This is a genomic window from Emticicia agri (assembly GCF_004168285.1).
Taxonomy (GTDB): Bacteria; Bacteroidota; Bacteroidia; order Cytophagales; family Spirosomataceae; genus Emticicia; species Emticicia agri.
This window is the reverse complement of record NZ_SEWF01000061.1, coordinates 14,550-28,296: the sequence shown is the minus strand read 5'-3', so window position 1 is coordinate 28,296 and position 13,747 is coordinate 14,550. Positions and strand designations below refer to the sequence as shown.

General features: G+C 40.9%; 7 protein-coding genes. 5 read left to right on the top strand and 2 right to left on the bottom strand.

The window, feature by feature from the left end:
- Together EWM59_RS24350 and EWM59_RS24345 are read right to left on the bottom strand one after the other, a co-directional pair.
- Positions 1-4,380 (bottom strand): immunoglobulin domain-containing protein (locus EWM59_RS24350; RefSeq protein ID WP_445447095.1); only part of this gene is annotated, 4,380 nt, incomplete at its 3' end.
- 46 nt (positions 4,381-4,426) lie between these two features.
- Positions 4,427-5,479: a right-handed parallel beta-helix repeat-containing protein gene (locus EWM59_RS24345; RefSeq protein WP_130023854.1), complete on the bottom strand. Its 1,053-nt coding sequence runs from the start codon at positions 5,477-5,479 to the stop codon at positions 4,427-4,429.
- A 740-nt stretch (positions 5,480-6,219) separates the two neighbouring features.
- Between EWM59_RS24345 and EWM59_RS24340 the strand changes: the two genes are divergently transcribed.
- From EWM59_RS24340 to EWM59_RS24320, 5 genes are all read left to right on the top strand, one after another.
- Positions 6,220-8,640: a TonB-dependent receptor domain-containing protein gene (locus tag EWM59_RS24340; RefSeq protein WP_130023853.1), complete on the top strand. Its 2,421-nt coding sequence runs from the start codon at positions 6,220-6,222 to the stop codon at positions 8,638-8,640.
- A gap of 358 nt (positions 8,641-8,998) precedes the next feature.
- The gene (locus EWM59_RS24335) at positions 8,999-9,292 is read left to right on the top strand and encodes a hypothetical protein (RefSeq protein WP_130023852.1); all 294 of its coding nucleotides are present in this window, start codon (positions 8,999-9,001) and stop codon (positions 9,290-9,292) included.
- Positions 9,293-9,449: 157 nt separating this feature from the next.
- Positions 9,450-9,743 carry a type II toxin-antitoxin system TacA family antitoxin gene (locus EWM59_RS24330; RefSeq protein WP_130023851.1) on the top strand — a complete coding sequence of 98 codons (294 nt, stop codon included), beginning with the start codon at positions 9,450-9,452 and terminating at the stop codon, positions 9,741-9,743.
- Positions 9,727-10,227, top strand: a complete 501-nt coding sequence (locus EWM59_RS24325) for a GNAT family N-acetyltransferase (RefSeq protein WP_130023850.1) — start codon at positions 9,727-9,729, stop codon at positions 10,225-10,227. The genes EWM59_RS24330 and EWM59_RS24325 overlap by 17 nt, the downstream gene beginning before the upstream one ends.
- A gap of 206 nt (positions 10,228-10,433) precedes the next feature.
- Positions 10,434-13,643 (top strand): S41 family peptidase, encoded by a 3,210-nt coding sequence (locus tag EWM59_RS24320; protein ID WP_130023849.1) that lies wholly within the window; start codon positions 10,434-10,436, stop codon positions 13,641-13,643.
- Positions 13,644-13,747: the final 104 nt, after the last annotated feature.

The window sequence follows — 13,747 nt, the reverse complement described above, 5'->3', positions numbered from 1 at the left end:
CGTGCCGCCACCACTGGCAGTTCTGGTAACACTGGTAACCGCACAGGTAAGATTAGCGGTTCCGGTTATATTTACTGTAGGAGCAGTTGTATTGGTCGTTACACTGGTTGTGGCAGTAGTAGTACAGCCATTCGTTGTATTCGTAACAGTTACTGTATAAATCCCTGCGGTTGTCATAGTAGCTGCGGCATTGGTTCCTAAACCATTCGACCACAGATAAGTACTGCCACCGCTGGCAGTTCTGGTAACACTATTAACTGTACAAGTGAGATTGGCACTTCCTGTAATAGCTACTGTAGGAGCTGTTTTGTTAGCCGTTACGCTTGTAGTAGCAGTAGCTGTACAACCGTTTGCACCTGTAACCGTTACGGTATAAGTACCTGCATTGGTTATAGTGGCAGTAGCAGTAGTCCCCAGACTATTCGACCACAGATAAGTACCGCCACCGCTCGCAGTTCTGGTAACACTTGGGGTTGTACAAGTGATGTTTGTAGCACCGGTAATGGCTACAGTTGGCAATGGTTTTACGGTAACTGCAATCGGTATTCTGGTACTTTCGCATCCGCCTTCTGATACACAAGCTACATAATAAGTAGTGCTTGCAGGTAATGGCGGTGTAACATAGGTAGCTCCTGCAAACTGACTACTTCCTCCCGAGGCGGTTGTAAACCAGGCAATCTTATCTCCGGCAGTATTACATCCACTGGCTGTTAAAGTAGCTGTTGAGTTAGCTCCACAGACAGAGACATTTCCACCGGAATTAGGTTGTGGGTAAGGCGAAACGACTGTGATAATCGTATTGCTTGAAGGGAAACTGCAACCATTACTTAAAGTACAGGTAGCTGTAAAAGTACCCGTGGCAGTTACGCTAATCATATTATTGGTAATACCATTAGACCATACAACATTGCCATTGCAACCACTGACTGATAATAATACGCTACGGCCTGCACAGAAATTGACATCTCCGCTTGGGGTTATAGTCGGTGTAAAACTTGATTTTACCGTTATTAAAACAGGTTCGCTTATCAACTCTGGCGAAGAACTTACAAGTCTGAGTTTGTAAACGGTGTTCACACCAACATTAGGCATCGGAACACTGATGGTACCGCTCGCAGTAGCAGTGATTGATGCTATATTAGCATTAACCAGATTGTTATTGGCATCTAACAATTGAACAGTAACGGTGTTACCACTATCAAAAGTACCTTCAAGCGTATAAGGCAATGAGAGGTTGTTCTGACCACAAATGTCTGCCGCTATCGTTCCGATAGCTATTCTATTGGTGCCATTGCTGAATTGTTTGATACCCACAGTGCTCCATTTGCCATCGGCATCTCTCGCTCTTATTTCAAGGAAGTGAGTACCTTGTGAAAGACCACTCATATTAACAAGCAATGGAATATTGTTGACTGACGAACTGGCGGTAACAGGAATATTGGTTCCATTGCCTTCTCCAGGGTCAGTATCTATAAAATACTCTAAACGGGTTATATTGGCTAAATTTATATTGCTTGGCAGTGCATCTTTGTAGAACTTCCGTACTACTACAGTACTCCATTTACCGTTAGCGTTTTTTGCCCGGATGGTCAGATGATGTATGCCCTGCACTAATGAATTATCCAGAGGTATGGTTACTGCCAGATTATTGATAGTGGTTCCGGCAGATATCGGAATATCTGTTCCCTGGTCAGTACCCGGGTCATTATCAATAAAATATTCCATTTTTACGATATCCGGCAAAGCAACACTGCCTGGCAGGGCATCTTTCCAGAATGGTCTTACTACTGTCCACGACCATTTGTTGTTTGAATCTCTGGCTCTTACTGAAAGATAATGGAAGCCATTAACAAAAGACGCTTGAATTGGTACAGAAAAATTAAAATTATTCACGGCCGACGCATTGGTAATAGGCACATTAATACCATTGTTGAATCCGGGGTCGTTATCAATAAAATATTCAATTTTGTTGATATTGACCGCTTGGTTCTGACAGTCAGATACAGTTAAAGTAACAGCATTACTGTTGGCACTTGGACATCCGTCTTTGGTACATGTGGCATTGTAAGTGGTAGTTGCGGTAGGCTTAACTGTTTGTGTTTGCCCTACAAAACCATTACTCCACGTAACTGTGCCTCCTTTGCAGAAATAAACGGTCATTGTTCGGCTTGTGCCTTTACAGATAGTCTCACTTTGCCCATAAATAGTTGGGGCAGGAGGAACAGCAGATACCTGAATCTGTAGCGTATTAACGCTATTGGCTGTACAGGTATTCTGTGTACAGGTAGCCGAATAAGTTCCGGTTGAGGCTGGTGAAACCGTAATGCTTGAACTGGTACTACCAGTACTCCACAAAATATTCCCCGTGCAACCAGTGGCCGTAAGTGTAGATGACTGTCCGGCACAAATCTTCAGGCTTGAAGCACTCAAACTCATAGCATTTGCCGTAGAATTGACAACATTGAGCGTGAAAGTATTGCTGGATACACTTTTGCATACACCAGAACTACAGATGGCCGAGTAAGTGCCTGTTGCTTTGGCAGTTAAGGCTAAAGAAGTGCCTGTCTGGCCTGTACTCCAGGTAACAGTTCCGGCACAACCGCTGGCTGTTAGGGAAGTAGCTGAACCTGGACAAACAGCCGAGCCGGGGCCTGAAACTGTTGGCGCTGCCAAAGCTGCATTTACTGTAACTACACATGAAGTAGAACTTACTTCACTTACGCAGCCATTAAGACTACAGGTAGCAGTATAGGTAGTAGTGGTAGTAGGTGCCACCTCAATGGCTCCGCCTGTACTGCCATTACTCCATGTAACTATGCCACTGCAACCACTTGATTCGAGTGCTATTTTCTGCCCATTGCAGATAGTTTGATTAGGCGTAATAATAGTTGGCGGTGCCGGGGTAGTGGTTACATTTACCCTGACCGGGCTTGTGGTAAATAAACAACCACTTTGTCCTATTACTACAGTGTATTCGCCTGTTTCGGCAGCAGCATAGGTTTTTATATTCGCATTAGGAATATCCAGCCCATTCCGGCGCCATTGATAGCTATATCCTTCTGGTACACTCAGGTTAACTGGCGTGCCTGCACAGGTATTCTGCGTAGCAGCAGGAGAAATAGATGCCGTTGACGGATTGCTACAAACAACAAATTCGCGTAAGGCTACGGTACTCCATTTATTATTGGCATCTCTGGCACGTACTTCAAGTATATGCTTGCCATTGCTTAGCCCCGTTAATGCAGCAGTAAAATCAATGTTTGATAGCACTGTATTTGGTGTGATACTCACGGTTGTGCCATTGCCAAAACCGGGGTCGGTATCAATAAAGTACTCTAGCCTGTTGATATTGGGTAAACTTGCTACGGTAGTATTTTCTTTGTAGAAAGGCCTCACTACTGCTGTACTCCATTTTCCCAGGTTATCTTTTACTCTGACTGTCAATTTATGGGTACCATTAGACAAGCCACCCGGTAAAGCTACATTGAAAGATAAATCATTGACTGTAGTACCAGCAGTAAAATTTATAGAGGTTCCATTTCCAACTCCTGGGTCATTATCAAAGAAATATTCTAACTGAACAATAGAAGGTAATGGAATCGGAGACCGGATTTCTTCTTTAACGAAAGTTCTTGTGGTAACGAGGCTCCACTTGTTATTGGCATTTTTTGCTCTTACCGAAAAACTATGGAAACCGGGTAGTATAGTATTGGGCAGAGGGATAGTAAACGACAAATTACTTACACTTGTGGCAGGTGTAAAAGTCAAGGCTGTTCCACTACCAACGCCGGGGTCTTCATCTACAAAATACTCCATCTGCGTAATATTAGGCAATGGATTATTAGACGGGAGTTCTTCCTTTAAAAACGGCCTGCTGATACAGCGAGTCCAGCCATTGCGGGCATCTCTTACACGCACGCTCAGGTAGTGAAACCCAATAGGCAAAGAGGGTATGGGGGTTGTGAAATTAAAATTTGTAATAGAAGTGGCAGGTGTAACCGCAACGTTTGTGGCATTACCTACACCCGGGTCAGCATTGAAAAAATACTCAATTTTATCGATGTTGACCAAAGGGGCCGTATTTACAATTCTTTCTTTGATAAATAGCGCATTGGCCGTCCAAGACCAACGGTTATTTTCGTCCCGTGCTCTTACACTTAAACGATGTATTCCATCGGTAATGCTCAACGATGAGAGAGGAACAGAGAAAGTCTGCGCGACAGTTACACCGGGGGTAATGGTTACTTCTGTACCATTACCCACGCCGGGGTCATTGTCGATAAAGTACTCGACCCTGTTTATATTCTGGGCAATAAGGTTACTGGCAGCCAAAAGCCACAGCACAACCATACTTGCCCATTTGATGGAAAAGTTTTTCATTAATACAAGAAATTAGGTAGGTAAAAAGGATTATAAACCTTGCTAATTAATTAGCAGACCTAACACTGATGGTTACACTAAGCGGCGTAGCTGTCGTACCCGAACCTGTATTAAAAAAAGAAGTAATAACCGGAACATTAGGCACACCTGATAGAATATACGGATTATTACCTGCAAATGCTCCGATTGGTGTACTCCCCGGGCCTACAGTTTTAGCCGGAGAACTGGCGGATAACTGGAAATTAGACTCATTGACATAAGGACTCCAGGGATTAGTAACCATAAAAATAAAATTAGGATTGGCACTATTTACATTGCCACCACCTGTAGGTAAACCTGCAATATTAGTACACAAGTTATTAGAAACAGTAGTGCCATTTGAAGTAGCAGCCATTACCATAGGACCTACAGCTAATCCGCGGCCATCAAAAATATTATTAGTAACGGTGCTACCATCAATATTTGCCAACAATCCATCATGAGGAAAGTAAAATGTATTATAATTAATTACTGCTCCTGTAAGATTACTAATTCCTGAACTAAGAATATTATTTGAAATAATCCAATTAGTTCCACCACTTCCGTCTATCCCACTTTGTACTCTGGAGTTAGTAACGGTAGCATTGTGACCAAATGAACGTAAACCACCTACTAAAATACTAGATTGACCCATAAGTACTGATTGTGTTATAAGGCAACGTGTTACTATACAATTTATATCCAGAAAATAAACATAGTTAGCAATCAACCCCATAATCGTGCTTCCGGCGCTACCATTTTCGAAATATACTGTACCTAGGCTAACTTGTCTTTTATCGAAAGAAGTATTTGGTGCAGAAGCTAATTCATAACCTGTGCCAATGATGGTAACTTGTCTGTCAATCGTTATATCTCCATAATTTCCTGCATCAACATCAGTAGGTTCAATATAAATAATATCGCCACTTGGCGCAGAGGCGTTGATGGCCGCTTGTACAGATGTATAAATGGCAGGGTCATTCAAGCCGGGAGTTTTATTGACACGGCGAACAGTTTGGGCGTTGCTGATATAGGCAAATGAGCAAAGAAATAATACAAAAAGTAGAGATATTTTTTTCATTTTTTGAGTTTTAAATAAAAGGTTTGACTCGGATATTTTTTTTTGTTTTAACACAGTTTTTAACGTTACCAAAGATAGTTGAGGATATACGGTAGTATCAAGAAATAAAACCCGTTTTTATTTTAAGGTACCAAAAATTGAATAATTTTAATATTTTATATGATTTTACCTGCATTGGAAAATGTAATATTGATGAGAACAAACTATTAAGCAAAAGAGAAATTGAAATATTAAGGTAGATTTTGGAAGGAGTTAATATGTAATTGATTGAGTTGTTAGAGCGGTGAGTATGATATACTATGAAAAGCAAATTCTTCTGCTGAATCTATATTTTAAGCCTGAAGAAATATTAAAATTTCATACTTGCTGTAACGAATAGAACTCTCAATCGTCTTACAGAAAATACATTTCTAAAGACAATTACGTATGATTAAAAATTTAACAAGGTTTTCTGTAACCTTTCCTTTCTGCCTGAGTTCCCACACAGATAAATCAGCATCTATTGCCATTAATCCGAATTATTTACCGCCTACGAAAATTTTCGTAATAAATTTTGGAAGATTAAACAGGTAGTAATATATTTGCTACGAAATATTTCGTAGTTGAGTTTTCCAGCGCAAATTGGGTGATTAGCCACAGAGTTTTAATGCCTATCTTTGCCAGCAAACTGCACTTTTATAAGCAATAAGGATAGTTCCTGTTGCCATTGACAAAATTATTGAAAAGCTATAAAAATTATCATGAAAAATCTGTTACTCGTATTACTCTTCACGAGCCTGTCACACTTGTTGCATGCCCAAACTTTTTCTGTAAAAGGTCAGGTAAAAAACCAGCAGAACGAGGTGGTTTCGTTTGCCACCATTGCCGTACATGCCGCCAAAGATTCCTCACTTGCCAAGGCTGATATTGCCGACGAAAACGGCAGTTTTAAAATCAATAACCTGATTACAGGCAGGTATTTTATCAAAGTTACAGCCGTAGGTTTCAGTCCTTTCAATTCTCCGGCTTTTGAAGTGGTCGATAAAGACCTCGAATTTCAGCCTTTTACCGTCCTCTCAGATGCTAAACAACTGAATGAGGTAAAGGTAGTAGCCGCTAAACCACTGATAGAAGTACAGAACGACAAAATTGTATTTAACGTAGAGAGCAGTATTAATGCCACAGGTACCAATGCCCTCGAATTGTTGCAAAAATCGCCGGGTGTACAGGTGGACAAAGACGAAAACATACTGGTAAAAGGCAAAGCTGGCGTAAGAATCCTGATTGATGGCCGTCCGTCGCCCATGAGTGGCAAAGACCTTGCTTCAACCCTGAAAAGCATGAATTCGTCTGACATTGAAGCCATTGAGGTTATCACCAACCCATCGGCCAAATACGATGCCGCAGGCGATTTGGGCATTATCAATATCAGACTGAAGAAAAATAAGAAAATCGGCACAAACGGGAATGTTAATTTAGGGTCAAATATTGGTATTACGCCTAAGTTTAATGGTTCTATCAATCTTAATCACAGAGACAAGAAAATCAATGTTTTCGGCAATTACAGCTATAACCAGGGGGCATGGCATAACCGCACCCTCGACGACCAGATATTAAACAATATTGCGTACAACAAAACCTGGCGTGGTATCTACCGTGATACTTCACACAATGCCAAAATCGGGATGGATTATTTTATCAATGCCCGGCATACGATTGGTATCAGTGCCAATGGCCGTGCCAGCGACCACAACGGTGGCGGCGAAAGCCAGACCCTGATTGGCGACAGATACAGTGCCCGACCTGATTCGGCTATTCTGAATTCACGTACCTCGAACCCTGAAAAAAACAAAAACCTGAATGTTAACCTGAATTACCGATATGCCGATACCACAGGCCATGAACTGAATATAGATGCCGATTATGGTATTTTCACGTCAAGAGGTATCAGCTATCAGCCTAATACGTATGAGTTTCCAAATTCTGACAGACCTTCATTCAGCCGGAATTTTGTGAGTAAAACGCCTACGGATATCAGCATAAAATCGTTTAAGATAGACTACGAACAGCCTTTGATGAAAGGAAAACTAAGCTACGGCATTAAGCTATCCGATGTAAAATCTGATAATACATTCGATTTCTTTAATGTATTGAATGATGTTGAAGTGCGTGATTTGGAAAGAAGCAACAACTTTGTTTATACCGAACGGGTATATGCGGCTTATGCCAATTTTAATAAATCGTTGAATAAAAAATGGGATTTGCAAGTAGGTCTGAGAGCAGAACGTACCAAATCATTGGGTCAACTGACAAGCTATAAGCAGAATGATTTAGATAAGGTAGATACGAGTTATATCAATCTTTTTCCGAGTGGAGCTATTTCATACAAATTGTCGGAGAACCATAACCTGAACCTGAATTACAGCCGCCGCATCAACCGACCCAGTTATCAGAACCTGAATCCGTTTGAATACCGGATTGATGAATTAGTGTATTCAAAAGGAAACCCTTTCCTACGCCCTGAATATGCCAATAATTTCAAGCTGACGCATATATATAAAGGTAAACTGACAACCTCATTAGGCTACTGGCGTACCAGATTCCCTGTGGTAGGTTTAAGACTTCCTTACGACCAGAGCCGTACGTATTTTATAGCCCGTAACCTTGATTATAGCCAGGGATTCAGTCTGGATATGAGTCTGGCTACTGACATTACCAAATGGTGGAATATTTATGTAAACATCAGCGGATATGCCAATGTATGGAAAGGTAAATTTGAAAACAATCTGGTAATCAATAATAGTACAATTGCTGCCAATGCGAATGCGCAAAGTACCTTTAAACTGAAAAATAACTGGACAATCGAGTTATCGGGCTGGTATAATTCACCGTACCGCCGGATTGATTATAACTTTGCCATGGGTACAATGGATGCAGGGGTACAGAAAAAATTCTGGAAAGAAAACGCTACCCTGAAAGTGAGTTTTACAGACGTGTTGCATACGGGTAGAGGAGGGTATTATTCAGAATACGCCGGAGTTTATACCAATCTGCGTTTCAAATGGGAATCTCAACAATTGAGAATCAACTTCAATTACCGTTTTGGCAGCAACGAAATCAAGGCAGCCCGTAACCGCAGAGGCGGTTCAGAAGATGAGTTGAATCGGATTAAGGGAGGGTGATAGCTTTGTTGTATCACGATTTTTCAAATCGTGCCTTAGCGAATAAGCCTGTTGTTTGATATAATTGCCACAAACCTGTGGCAATTTTTTTTGCCACTATGTACTTAAATGAGACATGGGAGTGCCCGGTTGATGTTGTAAAATTTGAACAATTGTTTCTTGTTTCTGAAATCAAAGAAAATCTAAATTGAATATTTAGATTTTGTAGTTTGAAGTATGAAACTGCCGTTCTAAGAACGGCTGACACTGCGACTGAATGAATATTCAGCCGAATGTGAGGAATGCCCGGTTGATGTTGTAAGATGGTAATACAATTGATAAATTTGTGATACTACTTGGTAACTAATCTACTCATTCTATGACAGACACACCTGATTTTATAGCCCAAAAACAATTTGAAATTAATCGTGCGAAAACTGTTCGTGAACGATTTGAGATATTTGATGGCATGATGTCATTTGTTCGCCAAATGACTATTAAACGAATAAAAAGACGCTTAGGAAATGATGTGTCTGATGCTATTTTAAAATATGAGCTTATAAAAGAATACTATGGGAATGAGTTAAATGAAACTCAACTCCAAGAAATCAGAGAAAGGTTATTGAAGTATGAAACTACCGTTCTAAGAACGACTGACACAGCGACTGAATAAATATTCAGCCGAACGAGGGGGAATTGCCGCAATTTTGTTGTGGCAATTTTTTTATGATAGTATCTGCGTTCGCAAAATCTAACAAATATTTAAACTAATAGATAGATTTTGTACGGAAATAAAACGTACATTTGTGTATTATAGTTTAAATAAAAGTATGAGCAATTCAATTAATGACAGAATAGACGTACGGATTAGCAAAGAGCAAAAAGAACTGATTAAATATGCCTCAGATTTAAGCGGATTTAAGAGTTTATCTGAGTTTATTATTTTTTGTGCTAATAAAGAAGCAAATAGTATTATTAACGAGAAAAATCAAATTCTAAGGAGTATTGAGGATAAGAAAGTTTTCTTAGAAGCTATCCTCAATCCGGCATCTCCGAATGATAGCCTGAAAAAAGCTCAATTAAATTACAAAAAATTTATTGAAGCCAATGGCATTGAAAATTGAATTACTCGAAAAAAAGTACAATAAAAGTAATTTTAATTGTGGTCAGAGCCTTTTAGATGATTATATAAAAAGACAAGCTAAACAGGACGTAAGCAGAGATTTATCGGCTTGTTTTGTACTTGTCGATGAGATTGATGCTGTAATAGGTTATTATACACTTTCGGCAAATTCAGTTAGAAAAGAAGATTTTCCTGAAACTTTACAAAAGAAATGGCCGCCAAGTTATCAAGATTTACCCACAATACTATTGGGTAGATTAGCCATTGATAATTCTTTGAAAGGCCGGGGATATGGACAGATATTGATAATTGATGCTTTAAAAAGAAGCCTTGGAATTGCAGAAAGTTTAGGCACTTTGGCGGTAGTTGTTGATCCTATTGACGAAATTGCCAAAGGCTTTTATGCTCGGTATGGTTTTATTTTGTTACCAACTTCAGGCAAAATGTTTTTGCCTATGAAGACGATTGCAGAATTACTTAGTTAAATATTTCAGATTCTATAGAAAGCAGGATGTATAGGGCATTCTGCTTTTTTATTCCCTAAATCCCCCAGAATGAGCTATTCCTCGGCTGATTTTTAACTATATCTTTGTTGTTTTATCTCCACTTATACCTCAATCATCTGATTTACAGGTGTTAAATCTGATTTTGTTATAAATTTGGGGGTCAATCAACAAGCTATAATCTACTAATGAAAAAAGCACTTTTAACCTCAACAATTACCTTTTTAACGGTTTTCTGCCTGCAAGCACAAAATGCTTTGTTGCTTCGCCAGCCTGCCATTAATAAAGATGGCTCTTTGGTAGCCTTTTCGTTTCAGGGCGACATCTGGACTGTACCGGGTTCAGGTGGTAAAGCTACCCGTCTCACAATTCATGATGCCTATGAGTCAAACCCTGTATTTAGTCCTGATGGCAAGCAGATTGCTTTTTCCGGGGCAAGATTCGGGAATAATGACATTTTTGTGATGTCGGCAGAGGGGAGTATGCCTAAACGCCTGACTTACCACTCAGGTGCTGATAACATTTCAAGCTGGACACAGCCGGATAAAATTTTATTCTCAACTAACCGTGAGTTCCGACAAATCGAACGCCCTAATGAGGTATATGCCATTAATCCAAAAGGGGGTACAGAATCAAGAATTTTAGATGCCGTGGGTTTCGACCCTGTTCTATCGCCTGACGGTCGTTTCTTAGCCTTTGTACGAGGAGATATTAACCCTGTAGCCAGACAAGCCTACAAGGGAAGCTCAGACCGTGACCTCTGGATTTATGATACCAAAAACAAAACCTATCAGCAATTGCCGGGTTTTGAGACCAACGATGTTTTTCCGCAATGGGGGGCTAATAATACTTTGTATTTCCTGAGCAGTGAGTCGGGAACGTATAATATTTATCGCCTGAAATTAGATGCTAATGGAAAAGCTACAGGAACACCGGAAAAACTGACGAATTATAAAGATGAATCTATTCGTGCATTCAGCGTATCGGCTGACGGGAATGCGATTGTGTTTGAGAAAGATATGAATCTTTATACCCTGAAAACCGACAAAGGCTCGGCTCAGAAGTTGAATGTGGTAATCAGTGCTGATGACCGTCTGGACGCTACCGAGCAGAAAACATTAAATACCGGTGCCAATGGTTATGCGGTTTCGCCTAATGGCAAACTAATCGCTTTTTCAATCAGAGGAGAGATATTTCTGAAAGAAGCCGATAAGGAAAAAGCAAGAAGCATTAACGTATCAGAGCATTCATACAGAGATATAGAACCTACCTGGCTCAATGATTCGACTTTGTTATTTACGAGCGACAGAGCCAATGGTAATTTTGATATTTATATGATGCGCTCTATTGATACCACCCAGCGCAACGTGTTCAAATCAATGAAACATGGTTTGATACAGGTTACTAAAACAGCAGGCGATGAAACTAATCTGGTGGTATCGCCTGATAATAAGAAAATAGCCTATGTGCGTGGCAGAGGCACTTTTGTAGTAGCAGATATTAGTGCTGACGGCAAATTATCGAACGAAAAAATACTGAACGATAGCTGGGACGGCCCCAATGGCATAGCCTGGAGTCCTGATAGCAAATGGCTGGCTTATGCCGTAAGTGATTTGTATTTTAATCAGGAGATTTTTATTCAGGCGGCCGATAATTCGGGCAAGCCTGTGAATGTATCTATGCACCCACGTACAGACGGGCGTCCGTTCTGGAGTGCTGACGGGTCGAAACTCGGTTTTGTGTCGGGTCGTAGCACGGGTCGTAGTAATGATGTATGGTTTGTATGGCTGAAAAAAGAAGACTGGGAAAAAGAAACGCAAGACTGGCAGGAAAGAGATACGCCTGCGCCCGAACCTGCTACTGCGGCCAAAGGAAGCGAAAAAAAAACACCGAAACCTGTTAAAATCGATTTTGATAAAATCCATGAGCGCATTGTGCAGGTAACCAGTTTCCCGGGTGATGAAAGCGATTTGGTTATTTCAAAAGACGGTGAGACTTTCTATTATACTACCTCAACCAGTACAGCCAAAGGACGTGATTTGTATAGCATTAAATGGGACGGGAAAGACCTGAAAGAGATTACAAAAGGAGGGGCAAATCCGGCCAATGTAACGATGGATAGAGACGGTAAGTATCTGTATTATACAAAAATGGGCGCATTGGGCAGAATTGATATGAAATCGAACGCCACCGAAACCCTTCCCTACACGGCTAAAATGAAAATTGACTATAACGCCGAGCGCACACAGGTATTTGAAGAAGCCTGGCGGGCCATTCGTGATGGCTTCTACGACCCTAAGTTTCATGGCTATGACTGGGTGAAACTACATGACAAGTATAAAGAGCGTTGTATCAATGCCAGTACGAGCAATGATTTCAGAGATATGTTTAACCTCATGTTAGGTGAACTGAACTCAAGCCACATGGGCATGACTGTAACCGACCGCATAGAAACACAAAAAGAGACAACCGGACTTCTGGGAACAGAAATAGTACCTGTGAGTGGCGGGGTGAAAATCACGCATATAGTGCCGGGTACGCCTGCTGACAAAGAAAAAAGTAAATTGAATGAGGGGGACGTGATTACAGCAGTGAATGGGCAGACAGTAAGTGATAACGATAATTTCTATGATTTACTGAATGGGCTGGTAAATGAAAGGGTATTGCTAAATGTGCGTGGAGCAGATGGTAAATCAAGAGAGGTGGTGATTCGTCTGACGGCGAGTATTACCAATAGTTTGTATGAAGAATGGGTGGAAAATCGTAAAAAGTTAGTCGATAAATATTCTAATGGTCGTTTGGGATATATTCACATCAAGAGCATGGATTTCCCAAGTTTTGAGGTGGTTGAAAGAGAATTTACTGCCGCAGGCTTTGGTAAAGAAGGACTGGTAATTGATGTACGTTACAATGGTGGTGGCTCAACTACTGATTATCTGATGACGATTCTGAATTATAAACAACATGCTTATACGATTCCGAGAGGGGCAAGCGAAGATTTGGAAAAAGATAAACTGAAATTCAAAAGCTACTATCCGATTGGTGAACGGCTGGTATATGCGGCATGGACAAAACCATCGATTGCGTTGTGTAATGAAGGGAGTTATTCTAATGCCGAGATTTTCTCTCATGCCTATAAAACTTTGGGTGTAGGTAAATTAGTAGGTGTACCCACCAATGGTTCGGTGATTTCGACCGGAGGAAAAGGCTTGATGGATGGCTCATTTGTTCGTTTACCGGGTCGTGGCTGGTTTACCAAAGCTACCGACAAAAACCAGGAGTTAGGCGCCGCCGTACCCGATATTATTGTTGAAAACCAACCCGACTGGTTAGCCAAAGGCACCGACGACCAGTTAAAAGCGGCAGTAGATGAACTATTAAAGGAGATACGCCCCTAGCCCCTGAAGGGGAATGAAAACAAAACCCCTAACCGCGCGGCGGACCGTCCCTAAAGGGGAACTAAGAACAGAGTCGCAGACTGTTTTTCTGTTATTGTATAAGT